The sequence below is a fragment of the Sphingobacterium sp. UBA7038 genome, assembly GCF_002494055.1.
GTDB classification, from domain to species: domain Bacteria; phylum Bacteroidota; class Bacteroidia; order Sphingobacteriales; family Sphingobacteriaceae; genus Sphingobacterium; species Sphingobacterium multivorum.
Map to the genome: position 1 here is coordinate 38,093 of NZ_DLAV01000013.1, position 15,643 is coordinate 53,735.

General features: G+C 41.3%; 10 protein-coding genes. 5 read left to right on the forward strand and 5 right to left on the reverse strand.

Annotation, left to right across the window (positions count from 1 at the left end; genetic code table 11):
* The first annotated feature begins 98 nt into the window (after positions 1-98).
* The 5 genes from B3H30_RS07240 to B3H30_RS07260 all read left to right on the forward strand — a co-directional run bounded on the left by B3H30_RS07240 (position 99) and on the right by B3H30_RS07260 (position 8,016).
* The gene (locus tag B3H30_RS07240) at positions 99-1,880 is read left to right on the forward strand and encodes an acyl-CoA dehydrogenase family protein (RefSeq protein WP_115046463.1); all 1,782 of its coding nucleotides are present in this window, start codon (positions 99-101) and stop codon (positions 1,878-1,880) included.
* A 122-nt stretch (positions 1,881-2,002) separates the two neighbouring features.
* On the forward strand, positions 2,003-3,259 hold the full coding sequence (locus B3H30_RS07245; RefSeq protein ID WP_115046465.1) for a YeiH family protein: 1,257 nt from the start codon (positions 2,003-2,005) through the stop codon (positions 3,257-3,259).
* Positions 3,260-4,029: 770 nt separating this feature from the next.
* On the forward strand, positions 4,030-6,627 hold the full coding sequence (locus B3H30_RS07250) for a TonB-dependent receptor (protein WP_070570292.1): 2,598 nt from the start codon (positions 4,030-4,032) through the stop codon (positions 6,625-6,627).
* 143 nt (positions 6,628-6,770) lie between these two features.
* Complete coding sequence (locus B3H30_RS07255) at positions 6,771-7,319, forward strand: RNA polymerase sigma factor (protein ID WP_070570290.1); 549 nt, start codon at positions 6,771-6,773, stop codon at positions 7,317-7,319.
* Positions 7,309-8,016: a hypothetical protein gene (locus B3H30_RS07260; RefSeq protein ID WP_070570288.1), complete on the forward strand. Its 708-nt coding sequence runs from the start codon at positions 7,309-7,311 to the stop codon at positions 8,014-8,016. Before B3H30_RS07255 ends, B3H30_RS07260 begins: the two co-directional genes overlap by 11 nt.
* A gap of 72 nt (positions 8,017-8,088) precedes the next feature.
* Here the strand turns inward: B3H30_RS07260 and B3H30_RS07265 are convergent, their stop codons facing one another.
* The 5 genes from B3H30_RS07265 to B3H30_RS07285 form a co-directional block, all read right to left on the reverse strand.
* Entirely contained in the window at positions 8,089-11,262 is a 3,174-nt protein-coding gene (locus B3H30_RS07265) for a TonB-dependent receptor (protein WP_115046466.1), read from the reverse strand.
* 209 nt (positions 11,263-11,471) lie between these two features.
* Positions 11,472-12,035: a nitroreductase family protein gene (locus tag B3H30_RS07270; protein WP_236560304.1), complete on the reverse strand. Its 564-nt coding sequence runs from the start codon at positions 12,033-12,035 to the stop codon at positions 11,472-11,474.
* A gap of 17 nt (positions 12,036-12,052) precedes the next feature.
* Positions 12,053-13,315 (reverse strand): peptidase T, encoded by a 1,263-nt coding sequence (pepT, locus tag B3H30_RS07275; protein ID WP_070570281.1) that lies wholly within the window; start codon positions 13,313-13,315, stop codon positions 12,053-12,055.
* A gap of 436 nt (positions 13,316-13,751) precedes the next feature.
* Entirely contained in the window at positions 13,752-14,570 is an 819-nt protein-coding gene (locus B3H30_RS07280) for a DUF4197 domain-containing protein (RefSeq protein ID WP_070570278.1), read from the reverse strand.
* A 228-nt stretch (positions 14,571-14,798) separates the two neighbouring features.
* Positions 14,799-15,635, reverse strand: a complete 837-nt coding sequence (locus B3H30_RS07285; RefSeq protein ID WP_070570276.1) for an endonuclease/exonuclease/phosphatase family protein — start codon at positions 15,633-15,635, stop codon at positions 14,799-14,801.
* Positions 15,636-15,643: the final 8 nt, after the last annotated feature.

Sequence of the window (15,643 nt, forward strand, 5' to 3'; positions counted from 1 at the left end):
GATCTCTGATCTCATAACGCATAGAAGTATTTAAAAACATGGTGGACAGCAGCATCACTAAGCAGTGATTTCCTGGTCCATATAAATCTAGAAAGACAATGAGCGAAAATAAAGCAATTAAAGGCGGAGAGTTCGTGATTAGAGAGACTCCCTATACAGCCGTTTTTATTCCGGAAGAATTTGATGAAGAAGCCAAAATGATTCGTCAGACCTGCTTGGATTTCTTGGATACGGAAGTATTGAACAAGCTGGACCGTATCGATGCGCAAGAAGAAGGACTTATGCCTAGTTTGATGGATAAGGCCGGTGAACTGGGGATGTTGGGTGTTTCTATTCCCGAAGAATATGGTGGTTTCGGCAAGAATTTCAACACTTCTATGCTTGTTGCCGATGCGGTAGGTGGCGGGTTTTCTTTTGCTGTGGCATTGTCTGCTCATACGGGAATCGGTACGCTGCCTATTTTGTATTATGGTAATGATGCCCAAAAGGCAAAATATGTTCCAAAGCTTGCTACTGGTGAATGGAAGGCGTCGTATTGTTTGACAGAACCCAATGCTGGATCGGATGCAAATTCGGGTCGTACTTCTGCTAAATTAAATGCCGAAGGGACACATTATTTGATCAACGGACAAAAAATGTGGATTACAAACGGTGGTTTTGCAGATATCTTCATCGTATTTGCAAAAATCGATGATGATAAAAACCTAACGGCATTTATTGTCGAGAAAGATTTTGGTGGCATCACGATGAATCCCGAAGAACATAAATTGGGTATCAAGGGATCTTCAACACGTCAGATCTTTTTCAATGATTGCGCCGTTCCTGTAGAGAATATGCTTTCTGATCGTGAAAACGGATTTAAGATTGCTGTAAATATCCTGAATATTGGTCGTATAAAACTGGGCGCTGCCACGATCGGTTCGGCACGTATGGTGATCAACCATGCGGTGCAGTATGCCAATGAACGTGTGCAGTTTAATCTGCCGATTTCTAAATTTGGTGCCATTCGTTATAAGCTGGCTGAGATGGCAACACGTTTGTTTGCTGTGGAGTCGGCATCGTATCGTGCCGGTCAAAATATTGATGATGCTTACGATGCATTGATTGCTGGCGGGATGGATGAAGCAAAAGCAAAATTGAAGTCTGTGGAGCAGTTTGCAATTGAGTGCGCTATCATCAAAGTATGGTGCTCGGAGATGTTGGATTATGTGGTTGACGAAGGGGTACAGATTTATGGTGGAATGGGTTACTCAGCAGATGCGCCAATGGAACGCGCTTATCGGGATTCACGGATCAACAGGATCTTTGAAGGTACGAATGAAGTGAATCGATTGCTTGTCGTTGACATGATGTTAAAACGGGCCATGAAAGGTGAATTGGATCTGATGGGACCTGCCCAAACTGTAGCTGGAGAGCTTCTAGCTATTCCAGATTTTGGTGAAGAGGACGATGCACCTCTCGCTGCAGAAAAGAAAATTGTGGCAAACCTTAAAAAAGCTGGGTTATTGATTGCGGGAGCAGCAGTGCAAAAATTGATGATGTCTCTTTCCAAAGAAGAGGAAATCCTCATGAATATTGCGGATATTATCGGGTATGTTTATATCACCGAGTCAGTCTTGTTGCGTGCGGAAAAATTGCTGCATACAGGATCTGATAAAGCAGACTATGCAAAAGATATGGCTAAGATCTATCTGTATGGTGCTATTGATAAAATCAGCGCTGCCGGTAAAGAAGCATTATATTCTTTTGGTGAAGGTGATGAACTGAATATGATGTTGGTTGGTTTGCGCAGATTCACAAAAGCACAGCCATTTAATGTGAAAGATGCACGTCAGCGAATCGCAAAGAAATTGATAGATGAGAATAAATATTGTTTTTGATTGATAATAGATTATTGGTTTTGGTTAATGGCCGGAGAGAAATCTTCGGCCATTTTTGTGTTACAATCCTAGAAAGTCACTGTAATTATGCTAAATTTAACCTTTTAAACCCTAACCATTATATGACATCTTCAAGATCATTTACATTTACAGAAGACTGGGTAGTCGTCATTTTGGGGATCGCTACCATATTTCTCGCACTCTCAGGAATTGTTGCGCCAGTACCTAGTTTTTCGTGGAGTAATTCCGCCGAACTCGTCGCAACGGTTTTCGACCCGACAAATTTAATGAAGCTTTTTGAGCAGTTTATTTTTGTATTCGTTACCGCGATATTGGGCGCCTTTCTTTTGGGGAAATCTGTAAGACAATTATTCGTTGTATTTCCTGTTGTATTTATCCTTACCGTATTTGCATTGGTGCTGGCAGGGAATGCAACAGTTAAAGAATACAATCTCGAAGCTGTAATTTTTAGTTTGATTATCGGTTTAGTCATCAGCAATTGCTTTAAACTGCCTAATTGGTTTAAAGAGGCGCTCAGTACCGAGCTGTATGTCAAGATAGGCCTAATTCTGCTCGGGACTACCGTGATCTTCGGGGATATCCTGAAAGCGGGATCCTTGGGGCTTATTCAAGCACTGGCTGTCGTATTGTCTGTTTGGTACTTTGCGTTCTGGATTTGTAAAAAATTAAAGATTGACAAGGAGATGTCGCTGATGCTGTCGAGTGCAGTATCTATTTGCGGTGTTTCCGCAGCGATAGCAACTTCGGGAGCAATTAAAGGTGATAGCAAAAAGCTTTCCTATGTCATTTCACTGGTCCTTATTACAGCGATTCCAATGATGATTTTCATGCCTTATATGGCGGAGTGGATGGGCTTGTCGCAAGAAGTTACCGGTGCTTGGCTCGGCGGGAGTATTGATACAACTGGTGCTGTCGTGGCTTCAGGTTCCCTGGTAGGAGAAGAAGCGTTGAAAATCAGTACCATTGTGAAATTTTCCCAAAACGTATTGTTGGGGCTGGCTGCTTTTGCCATCAGTATTTATTGGACTTATGCGAAATCGGTTGATGATGAAACCAAGCGGGATAAGCCTACGCTGAAAATTATATGGGAACGTTTCCCGAAGTTTGTGTTGGGATTTGTATTTGCATCGTTGCTCTTTTCATTCGTGATATCTCCTGAGAAGATTGATGCCGTCAAAGGAAGTTTGAAAAACTTACAGGGCCTCTGGTTTACCTTGGCATTTACATCCATTGGTTTGGAAACGAACTTTAAGGATCTTTTTGCTCAAGACAATAAGAAACCGCTATATGCTTTTCTGATTGCCCAAACTTTTAATGTTATTATTACCTTATTGATTGCTCTGGTGCTATTTCGCTAAGACGGTAAGTGTTTCAAGGTGAAATAGATCGTTAAAATATGACTGTAAAGATGGCCGTCTAACTAGGACGGCCTTTTTTATGCTTTTTCATCAAGGGTTTATGCGTGAATTTTTTTCTGATTCGTAGCACAGATCTTCGTTTTTTATACAATCGCTTGCTTCTTGATTTTCGCTGGGTAGTTGGTGATTAGGATGGTTGCCTTCGCGATTTTTTTCATGCTGAAAGAAATTTGAGCCGCTTTTTATTTGCTTTAAGTGTCTTAAAATTAAGGTTTAATGGCTTTTTGAAAAAAAATATCATTAAATCTATCAAATTAGTAGTCTTTTAAAAAATATTTATATATTTGTATCGTTATCTGATTTACAGGTAAATAGGAAGGCGAGCAAAAAGGACTGACTTGATTATGAATCGAACTAGCCATGAAATTGATTTTATAACAAAGAAATGTGATGAAAGTTGTTTGAAATTGCCGCCTGATAAGTGCATATACTGATTCGTTTATGCAGCAGGAAATAAAAGAAAATAACAAGATAAAAAGAATGAAACAAAATTACTCTCCAAAAACAAGTTTATTGGTTGCTTCGGTAGAAGGATCTGTTGTTACCCTAAAAAGTGACAAGAAACGAATGTGTTGTTAAAATTTCTCTCTTACACTCTCTTATATTAGAAAAGGGAAGCCGAGGCTTCCCTTTCACAAAGTTTTAACAATGAAGCAAGTATCGATTGGCGTTGGCACTTGTTTAGATTCACCATTAAACTGAATAAATTTATGAAAAAAAATGCTATTTTTCGAATTAGCGTCGTTTTTAGCTTGCTTTTAACGGGTTCTTACCACAGCTATGCGCAAGTAGAAAATCCTAAACCTATTATAAATGCCTCATTAACAGGTACCGTAATTGACGCCGTAACAAAAGAACCATTACAGGGGGTAACGGTTCAGCTGGAAGCTGTTACGCACCAAGTAAAAACAGACAGTAAAGGAGTTTTTCAGTTTGTAACTGGACAAAAATTACCATTTTCATTGATCGTATCCATCGTCGGTTATCAAACTCGTCACATCGTGGTAGATCATTCTCCGGCCGTGATTGAACTTACGCCACGATTGGAAGCTTTGGATCAAGTGGTCGTCACCGCACGTCGCCGTAAAGAGCAATTGCAGGACGTGCCTATTCCCGTATCAATTATTCGTGGAGCAGCATTAGAAGATGCAGGTGCTTTTAATGTTAACCGGTTGAAAGAACTGGTGCCAACTGTTCAGTTGTATGCATCGAACGCACGTAATACAACACTTAACATACGCGGACTTGGTTCCACCTATGGCCTCACCAATGATGGGATTGATCCTGGTGTTGGGTTTTATCTTGATGGCGTATATATTGCTCGTCCTGCCGCAACTTGGCTAGACTTCATTGATATTGATCAGATTGAAGTACTACGGGGACCACAGGGTACCCTCTTTGGAAAAAATACAACCGCGGGAGCTTTCAATATCACCTCACGTCTGCCTCAATTTACACCCGAGGCCAATGTGGAAGTCAGCTATGGAAACCAGGGGTTTATTCAGGCGAAGACTTCAATCTCAGGACCATTGGCCAAAAACTTGGCTGCGAGAGCTTCTTTCTCTGGTACACAGCGGGATGGAAACTTGTTTAATGTACATACCAATAGGAAGATCAATGATATCAACAACCTGGGCTTTAGAGGGCAATTGCTGTTTACCCCAACCGAAAATATCAAACTCGTACTTTCTGGGGACGTGTCATCACAAAAACCGGACGGTTATGGCTGGGCGGTTGCCGGAGTTGTAAAAACACAGCGTGCGGACTACAGACAATTTGATGCAATTATTAAAGATCTTGGCTACGAGTTGCCCTATAAAAGTGCTTTCGAACGTAAGATAGATTTGGATACTCAATCTAAAGCTGATAATAAATTGGGTGGGGTCGCATTGAATGCCGATATCAAGATTGGAGAAGGGACACTGACCTCAACTTCTGCGTGGCGGACATGGACATGGGTTCCGCTCAATGACCGCGATTATTTAGGACTTCCGGTATACACCGTTTCAGCAGGTAATTCCGTCCATAACCAGTGGTCACAGGAGTTCAGATACTCTGGTAAAATCAGTGAAAAGGTCAGCGGGGTTGTTGGTTTATTTGGTCTTTGGCAGGATCTGGGCACAGACCCTGTACATACCGAAGAAACAGGATCTGCCTTTTGGCGTTTTCAAAAAAGCTCTACCAGTGCTTTGTGGCAGACACCGGGATTATTTGATAATTTTGGAATCAAGACCGTTTACGGGATTAAAAGCACAAGCTTGGCAGCCTATACACAGATTGATTGGGCTGTAACGCCAAAATTACATATCCTCCCAGGGCTGCGCTACAACTACGATAAAAAGGTGGCTAACTACGATAGACAGACCTATGGTGGTTTGCAGACCTCAGATCCCGCCCTGCTTGCCTTAAAGAACGGTGTATATACCAATCAGACTTTTGATGTCAATGCGGATGCAGACAATTTCTCTGGTCAACTCTCCGCAAGATATCGCTTCAATCCGAAGATAAATGCTTACGCAACGTATTCAATCAGTTATAAACCTGTCGGTATCAACGTCGGCGGATTGCCCACAGCCAATGGAGCGGTGTTGCTGGATCTCGCCGAAGTAAAACCTGAGGCTGTCCGTCATAAGGAAATTGGTGTGAAGACAAATCCAACACGCAATTCACTCCTCAATCTGACCGTCTACCAAACGGATATCAAAGACTATCAAACGCAAGTGCAGACACCCGAGCCTGGGGTAAACCGTGGTTATCTGGCCAATGCCGAAAAGGTACGTGTAAAGGGTATTGAATTGGATGGAAATATCAACATCGGACATTTTCTCCGATTGAATGGAGCATTGGCCTATACTGATGCCAAATATGTTAAATTTACCAACGCACCTGTTCCCTTAGAAGAGGTTGGCGGAGCGCAAGCTTTTAAAGATATCTCTGGTGGCGTCCTTCCTGGTGTTTCCAAATGGTCCTGGTCCTTGGGCGGCGAAGCGAATAAAAGTGGGAAGCTGATCGGAATTAATGGATCTTACTTTTTGGGCGCAGACCTATTTCACCGGTCTAAATTCTCATCCAGTTCCTCACCATCACAGTACCTAAACATTGATGCCTATTCGGTATTGAACGCTCGGCTAGGATTCAGGGGATCGAATGGTATTTCGGTGTTTGTTTGGAGTAGAAATCTAACCAATAAAGATTATTACGAACAATTGCTGGCAGCACCTGGAAGCTATGGACAGTATGCAGGAGTAGTTGCCGATCCGCGGACTTACGGTGTTACACTGCGATACAATTGGAAACAAGGAAATTAAATCCGTAATTCATATTATATTTTTATCGACCGTCTCCATTTCGTTATGGGGACGGTTTTTGTTTTGCGCTAATTTTCAATAGCTCCTTTTTTTATATATGGAAATTTGTATCTTAAATCATCATTAAGGTGAATGATTTGCGCATGAACGAAAAAGAGCTTTTACAACACTATAAAACAAGCGGTGACTTGTCTACGCTGGGGAAACTATATTCGCCCTATATGTCCTTGCTTTATGGTGTGTGCTTTAAATACTTACAAGACCCCGACCGTAGTCAGGATGCTGTGATGCAGATATTTGAAGAACTTATCACGAAGCTTCGGCAATATGAAGTCGATAATTTTAAGAGCTGGTTACACGTTTACAGCAAAAATTATTGCCTGATGCAGTTACGTAAAGATAAGCGGACAACACAGGTTGATATTGAAGACAATTTGTTCGAAAGTGAACAAAAGTTAAATGATACCAGTGAAGTCAAATGGGAAGAAAAAGACTTTGAGAAACTGGAGGGATGTATGCAGACTTTAAACCACGAACAACAAGAATGTGTACGTTTATTCTATCTCGAGCAAAAATGTTATAAAGATATTGCAGATTTGACCGGATATGACTTGAATAAGGTCAAGAGTGCTATTCAAAATGGAAAGCGCAATCTAAAAATCTGTATGGAAAGGAAAGAAAATGGAAAATAATTATCAATTATCACGGATTCATAATTACATCCATGGTTTGATGACTAAGGAGGACATGTTTCAACTGGAACGAGAAGCATTGGAAGATCCCTTTTTACAAGATGCTATCGATGGTTATCGATTACAAAATGGTGTGGATGCCCGACAATTGAGTCTATTGCAGCAACGTCTCAATCGTCGTGTAGAAGATACAGTTGCGACAAGACATGCCCAATATTTCACTTGGCAGCGTCTGGCGATAGGTGCTACCGCAGGGGTACTTTTTGTGACTTTATTGGCCTTGCTCTATTTTAAACATTTTAGCGGTAAAGCGGAGCGTACAACGGATGTAGAGTTGAGCGAGCCTGAAAATAAGGTGTCTGTTGAACCATTGTTGGATGGAGGTGATGCAACGCCGCGTGAAGGATGGAAAATTTTTGAACAGTACCTCAATCAGAAGTCCGTTACATCTGTAAGAGGAGGCGAAATTATTGTCAATTTTACAATCGACAAAAATGGAGTGCCTACTCATATCAGTGCTGAAGGACAACCAGATCAGTCGCTCGTTGATGAAGCGGTTCGACTTTTGCAGTTTGGGCCAAAATGGCAGGGAACAAAAGGGCGTCTGAAAATTGTGTTCCCCGTCAAAGAGGAACGGAACTCGGCACAAGTAATTGTAATTAAACCGCCGCATTGTTTTGGAATCGAAAAAAAATAATAGTGATAAAAAGCAGCGAGCCATTTCTTTCATAGGAAATGGCTCGCTGCTTTTTTATATAGTCTGAATTACTTAAAATGCATATCTCAGGCCTAATTGTACTTGATAAGGATTACCATTTAAATTGGATACTCCCACACCAGAACTCATATTATAAATATATTGTTGACTGGTTGCATCAAAGCTTTTGATGGCATATAGATTTTGCTTACCCAGATTGTGTCCTACACCCCAAGTTTTTTTCAATAGGTTGGCTACATTGAAAATGTCTATCGAAGCTTCAATGCCATGTTTCTTGTAAACTTTTAGATTTTTAGCCAAATGTAAGTCAAATACGCCGTAAAAACCGTTGATGCCGCCGTTTCTTTCGGCGATGCGGTCGAGGTTACCATTGATGTATTTTTTAATGCTCTGTTCTGCCTTTGGATCATCCAAAATGGCTTGAATGCCCGATTTGATGTAATCGGGTGTGTTTTTATTGCTGGGGTTGTAAACGAAGGCAAGATCGTTGGAATTTACAAAATCACCATTAACATTCCCGTTAACCGCTAGGGAATAGCGCGTTCCTGCAATTCCGCTAAAACGTAAACCCATAGATACACCCCATAGCGATGGCATAGTACCATAAAAAACAACTTTATGGCGGAATTGATTGTCCGAATACGTCATCGTACTCAAGTCGCGTGGATCATCTTTCACCATCAGCGAAAGGGTAGCGGAATTTGCGACGTTGCCGTTGTAGGAGGTATTGTCTTTTGTGTCGTTCCAGGTGTAAGATACGGTTATCTGCCCGTCTTTATAATAACGATAAGTTCCGTCCAGCACAACCGTATAAGAATTGTTTTTTCCTTCACTGTTCATTTCCAGTACGCGGCCTATTTGTTTTGTTTTACGGCTATTGGTCCAGTTGGCGGCACCATTTGTCGTATTGATGCTTGATGCCGGAACATACACCCCACGGTTACCTTCGGCGGTCAGCCTAAAGTAAGGATCCTCCACCATATTGCGATCTACATACATATAATTGTTGCGCCCCCAGGTTCCGTAAGCGCTTAAACCGATGCGTAGCGAAGGTGTGAAAAAGTGATTGATGGAAATATTCGCTTTATATACAGTTGGCACTTTTACATCCTTGCTATTGGTATTGATGGTAACAAGTTTTTCGATCTTCGGGTTGTCCAGCAGTTCGCGCCCTGGAGCTGTATCGGGGTCTTGGCGATATCCTGCAAAATTTGGTTTGGGAATTAAAGTAGGGTCAGTAATATCTACACCGGCAATGCGTGAGCCATCAAACAACATATTGTTTAACATAGAATAGGGGTTGAGGGCCGAACCGAATATACCAGCGCCAAAACGGATTATATTTTTCTTTTCTTCATTGATATCCCAGTTGAACTGCACGCGGGGTTGTATCTGAAAAGTGTTGATACCATTATCGGTTGAAAGGCCCAGTTCGTCATAGACTGTTTGGTTGAATGTAGCCTTCTTTAGGTATTTCGTATTGTCCAGACGTAGGCCGCCGACAACATCAAGACCCCTAGCGATTTTAGCTTCCATCTGTCCATAGAGACCTACAGCTAGATTGTTGACCAAGGTGTTTTCTTTGTCAGTCATATATACATCACGGGCATAGCGATAAGAAGTCAGGTTATCGAAATTTTGTAGACCAGTAAAATAGAAACGACCATTCATTTCGCTGCCGTAGCGGAAATCCATGTTCGTATACATGACATCTGCACCGAAGGTATATTTGATTTTATCTGTGTTATAATAGAGGTTGTTGACCAGTTGTAACATATTTCCGTTGAACCATTCTGGTGCATAACGCTGACCACCAAGCTGTATTGAATTGGTATATTTATTTGTGCCGTCCACCGATTGAACAGATTCAACGATCGCACGTGGAATACTGTGTGACTGATCAAATCCAGCTACATTGTGCTGTGCTTCAGAACGCTCATAAAAATGTTGCACCTTCAAATCGTTGGTCAATTTGGAACTGATCGACGTGCGCAAGGAGGCCATGAGGCTGTTGTTAATATACCTTCTGTTGGTGTAGGATTCAAAAGCATTGATGCCTGTATTGTCTCCCTCTTGTTGATTGTCCATGTCGTAGACAAAGTTGTTCCGAATAGTCAATAAGTTTTTATCGTTCAATTGCCAATCAATGCGGGCGAAGGCCGCGTCGGTCTTTTTCTTCTTGTCAAAGGAACCAAACAGGCGATCGGCACTTGCACCATATTTACCTACAGCAATGCGGGTAAACTCATCTAATGTAGCCTGGGTTACTTTGTAACGTGCAATGTCCTCCGTTGTTTGAATGTCTGCGATCTGAAGAGGACGGGTGTCCATCTGACGGTCCCAAGTTACAAAGAAGTGAGCTTTGTCTTTTATGATTGGACCTCCAAGTGAGAATCCATATTGATAGGTGGAGAATTTTTGTTTTCGGGCTGTTCCATTGAGGTTGTACTTACTCGAAAGCCAACCTGCCCGGGCAAAAGTAAATGCACTTCCAGTTAACGTATTTGTACCGGATTTGGTTACGGTGGTAATGCTGCCCCCTCCGCTGCGACCGAATGTGACATCGTAGTCATTGGTCACTACTTTGAACTCTCGAATGGCTTCCATGGAGATTGAATAAGCTCCGCCGCTATTTCCACCGGCCACTGTGCTGCGCGAATTCATTCCGTCTACCGTAAAATTGGTCGATGAAGCGCGCTGTCCAGCTAGATTTGTACCACTGCTGACAGGCGATAAATCAATCAGAGAGGAAAAATTACGTCCATTTACAGGCATTTTTTTGAGGTCATTGGCCGTAATGGCGGTAGATGCACCCAATGTCTTGATCTTGTTTTTTAGGTCAGCCGCAGTGCCTTGAACGATAACTTCATCCAATTTATTTTCAGCTGACGATAAGGTGAAATCCACATTGAGTTCGTCACCATAGCTCAATTTATAGTCGGTCTTTTTTTGTTCTGCATAGCCAACGTGGTTGATTGTGATGCTGTATGGCGAACCCAAAGGTAATTGCTGAAAGGTATAGACACCATTTTGGTTGGTCAGTGTCGTTTGTTTAAATCCTGTTGATTCATTCCTTACCGATACAGATGTTCCTTTTACAGGCCCATTGTTGTCTATGATCCGACCTGTAATCGTCGCTTCGGTACCCTGAGCCCAACTGTTGGTTGGAATTTGGAGAAATGTAATAATGGTTAATACCATTAACCAAACGATGTTTCTTTGCATAATAATTTCACTTTTTAGTTGATTAGCGTCTGTCACAAGTATGTTGCGAAATTATCTCTGCAAGATTGTTAAATGGTTAAGATCTCATTATGAAATATTTAATAAAAATGGGTTTTGATGGTCCGTCATGCATAATTAATTAACCTATAAACAGCGAGCGGCTCAGATACCTCTAAGCCGCTCGCTGTTTATTATAAAGTTGAGAAGATTTATTCTTCCCAACGAATTTTATCTGCAATTGGTGTGCGGATAGGTTCGCGCGCCTCAGATTGATGGTGTCCTAAGTAGAATAGACCAATACATTTTTGATTTTCTTCGAGATTTAAGAAACCACCCAAATGATTGATTAAACCGGGAGTCGCCCAGTATCCACCAATGTTTAGCGAGTGTGCAGCTAACCACATGTTTTCAACTGCTGCAGCTGTACAGGCCAATTCTTCCCATTCGGGAACTTCACCTGTATAATTGACAACAATAGCGATCGCAACGTTTGACTGTGTTGCTTTTTTGCCCATTGTTATTTCTGTTGCCTCAGTGTACTTCTCTGCTGGTGTTACCGATTTGTAAATACGTGATAACTCCGTGCCCAAACGTTCCAATCCCTCTTTGCGGAAGATGACAAAACGCCAAGGTTGTGTCCTTTTATGTGTTGGAGCAGCATTGGCCGCTTCCAAGATACTCAAGATATCTTCTTTACTGACTTCTTCTTCAGTAAAGGAAGCTTGAAATACTGATCTTCTGTAGTGTATTGCCTTTAATACGTCGTTTTTCATTATAATTTATTTTTCCTTTATGCTTTTTCTTCCCATAAAGATACAACATGCAAAATTGTTTTGACGGCTTTTTCCATATCTTGTACAGCTACCCACTCTTGTTTTCCATGGAAAGCATGCCCTCCGGCAAAAATATTTGGACAAGGCAGCCCCATAAACGAAAGACGGGAGCCATCTGTTCCACCACGGATACTTCTTCTTTCGGCTACCATTCCTGCTCGGTTGATGGCTTCCATCCCGATTTCCATAATTTCAGGATGCTGATCCAGCACTTCTTTCATATTACGGTATTGTTCTTTTACAACAAAAGTATAAGTACAGTTTGGATATTGCTCCACGATTGATTTTGCAATACCTTCCAGTTCATCTTCATGTTTCTTGAGATTGGCCGTAACGTGATCACGTACGATAAATTGAATTTCTGCTTTTTCCACAGATCCACTGATATGAACAGGATGTACGAAACCGTCTTTTTTGTTGGTGCTTTCAGGTGAAAGCCTATCTTTCGGTAGCGCCTCAATTATAGCACTGGCGATTTTGATGGCGCTTTGCATCTTCCCTTTAGCAAAACCTGGATGCACCGATACGCCATGAATAGTTAATGTAGCTCCATCTGCGGAAAATGTTTCATCTTCGATGGTTCCGGCTCTTTCACCATCCATGGTATAAGCGAAATCTGCTGCTAAACGTTTTAAATCTGCTTTATCAACACCTCTACCAATCTCTTCATCTGGCGTAAAAAGAATTTTGATGTCACCATGTTTGATTTCAGGGTGTTTCATTAATAAACGGGCAGCATCCATGATTTCGGCCACACCTGCTTTGTCATCTGCACCGAGTAAAGTAATGCCACTCGCTGTAATGATATCATGGCCAATTTGATTGGCTAGATCGGGATGTTCGGCATATTTGATGATAATACTATTGTCGTCAGGAAGCACAAGATCTTGGCCCTGATAGTTAGCATGAACCAGTGGTTTTACATCTTTTCCAGAAGAGTCCGGAGATGTATCCATATGAGAACAGAAACAGATAACGGGAACTTGCTTTGTGGTATTGGATGGAATAGTTGCGTAAATATATCCATTTTCATCCATTGCCGCGTCTGAAATACCCAATGCCAGCAACTCCGTTACAAGTAACTTTCCTAGGTTCTTTTGCTTTTCTGTAGAAGGACATGTTGGTGAATTTGCATCAGATTGTGTGTCAATCTGTACATAGCGTTGAAATCTTTCGGATACCGAAAAATCACTTATGTTGTTGATCTCAAATGTGCTCATTTTCTAATAGCCCTAATGTGATAAGGGTGGTCAAACTTAGATAAATTGCTTTTTATTTGCAATTTAATTTGGTTGCATTTACAAACAATTTACCCTTCATACATGCGTTTGACGCTATTGTAACAAATGGGCAATAACAGAAAGGGATCGGAGCGGATAGAATCCTAATTTTCCTAAAGAGAATGTACCGCTAAAGAAAATGTATCGCTAGATAGCATTGTGCTGGAGATCTTTTGAGCTGTTTGGTTTATCCATGGATAGGAAAAAAGAAATCATGATGGTCCTGCATCAATTAAAACCTTCATGACTTCGCAGACACCAACAGCAATGAAAGCAAACTGAAGGTTCTTCCTGGCCAATAAGACCAGACAATTTCAGATAAAAAAAGGACCTATAAAATTATTGACAGGTCCTTTTTTTACATGTAAATCGTGTTCTATTTCTTTTGATCAGCGTAACCAAATACCTTCTGCAGGATATTGGTATTTCTACTGCCATCTATGTTGTGTCTAATTTTTGACTCCTGGTCGGCAACTTTGATAAATAGACCATCTATTGCTTTCTGCGTAACATATGCCGTAAGATTTGTCTCCACTTTATTGCCTAAAGGAAGGTTGTTGTAAGCTGTTGTCAATTGGGTCCAGTACTGGTCCACATTGTTTGTACCCATAGCAGATTTGATAACAGGACTAAACTTGTTTGTTAATTCGGTCGATGTATTTGTTTTAAAAAACGTTGTCGCGGCGTCTTCTTTGCTGCCTAAAAGAATGTTGGTTGCATCTGTAATCGTCATCTTCGAAAGTGCATTGACAAATACTGGGGCAGCCTCTTTAACGGCTCCCTCCGCAGCTCTGTTCATGCTCTGTATAAACTGATCGCACAATTTCCCCATCCCAACAGCATGAAGCGTTTTTTCTACTTTCTGTGCTTCGGCAGGCATCAAAATCTTTACTGCTGCATCTCCCAAAAAACCATCCTTCTTGGCTAGAGATTCGATACTCAGATTTAAGCCGTTGCTTAAAGCCTGTTTGATTCCCAACGATGCATCCTTATTGGACAAAGATGCCAAGGTATTCGATTTTGATGCTATTGCGGTCGTATTTGTTGTTGTCGTTGTTTTGGTACTGTCGGTCTGGCCCTGATTTGCTTTTGCCAATGTCTCACTGATTTTCTTAAAAATCTGTGCTTCGCTTGCATTGGAATAAAGTAATCCGGAGACAAATAGTGTACAATATAATAGTGGAAATTTCATCATGTTTTTATTTTGCTGTCAAAATTAAACATATCGACTGTTAATTTATGTGAAAGTTAAAACCAATTGCCAGGAAACATAGCTATTGTCTGGAATCGTAGCAGATACGCTACAGCGTGCTGAGTCCCTATTCCTGATGCGGTGTAAATAAAAGCTGTCCCACAAAATAAAACAGCAGATCCTAAGCGAACCTGCTGTTTGTGTTATAGGGTTGTTGTTATTAACAAGACATTATTTCCAGGAGAGTGTCGTTGCTACTGGAAAGTGATCCGACGGAAATTTATTCATGTAGGTGTCGGTCAGGATACCATATTTTTTTACCTGGAAAGGTTTGGTGATAAAGATATGGTCTATGCGGCCTGTTGGTCTGATGCTTTTGCCCCATCCGTTGAAGGAAGAATTCGGTTCATATTTGAAAGGAGCCAATTCATGTACGTCGGTAACTACTTTGCTATTGGCAAGTGTAAAATAAGCCTCATCTTGTTCATCCACATTGAAGTCTCCGGTTAAAATGAGCGGTAGATCTTTGGCAAACTCTTTTGCTTTTGTCAGAATCAATTTTGCACTTTCGGTACGTGCAGTACGACCGATATGGTCAAAATGTGTATTCATAAAGATAAAGCGTTTTTTGTTGGCCTTGTCTTCAAAGATACCCCAGGTACAGATTCGCGGTAGTGCTGCATCCCAGCCTTTATTCGGGTGTTCGGTATCTGAGGCTGAAAGCCAGAAAGTTCCACTCTTTATCGCTTTAAAGCGATTTGTATTGTAATAAATCGCCGAGTGCTCGCCCTCTTGTGCACCATCGTCGCGACCTACACCCACGTAATCAAATCCAGGAAGGAGCTTTTTGAGATCTTGAACCTGATCAAAAAAACCTTCTTGGATACCAAAGATATCAAAACCATGGTATTTGATCAGATTGGTAAGCGGGACTTTCCGGTCGTTCCACATGTTATCGACATCGACGGTATTTCTTTGGCGTATATTATAACTGCCTGCAATAAATTCCTGCCCATACGATAGGAAAGATAAACACAGTGCTATAACGAGAAAAAGACTTTTTTTCATTTATTTGA

Coding starts and splice junctions, on each gene's coding strand:
- B3H30_RS07240 (WP_115046463.1), top strand. CDS start 99: ATGAGCGAAAATAAAGCAATTAAAGGCGGAGAGTTCGTGATTAGAGAG.
- B3H30_RS07245 (WP_115046465.1), top strand. CDS start 2,003: ATGACATCTTCAAGATCATTTACATTTACAGAAGACTGGGTAGTCGTC.
- B3H30_RS07250 (WP_070570292.1), top strand. CDS start 4,030: ATGAAAAAAAATGCTATTTTTCGAATTAGCGTCGTTTTTAGCTTGCTT.
- B3H30_RS07255 (WP_070570290.1), top strand. CDS start 6,771: ATGAACGAAAAAGAGCTTTTACAACACTATAAAACAAGCGGTGACTTG.
- B3H30_RS07260 (WP_070570288.1), top strand. CDS start 7,309: ATGGAAAATAATTATCAATTATCACGGATTCATAATTACATCCATGGT.
- B3H30_RS07265 (WP_115046466.1), bottom strand. CDS start 11,262: ATGCAAAGAAACATCGTTTGGTTAATGGTATTAACCATTATTACATTT.
- B3H30_RS07270 (WP_236560304.1), bottom strand. CDS start 12,035: ATGAAAAACGACGTATTAAAGGCAATACACTACAGAAGATCAGTATTT.
- pepT (WP_070570281.1), bottom strand. CDS start 13,315: ATGAGCACATTTGAGATCAACAACATAAGTGATTTTTCGGTATCCGAA.
- B3H30_RS07280 (WP_070570278.1), bottom strand. CDS start 14,570: ATGATGAAATTTCCACTATTATATTGTACACTATTTGTCTCCGGATTA.
- B3H30_RS07285 (WP_070570276.1), bottom strand. CDS start 15,635: ATGAAAAAAAGTCTTTTTCTCGTTATAGCACTGTGTTTATCTTTCCTA.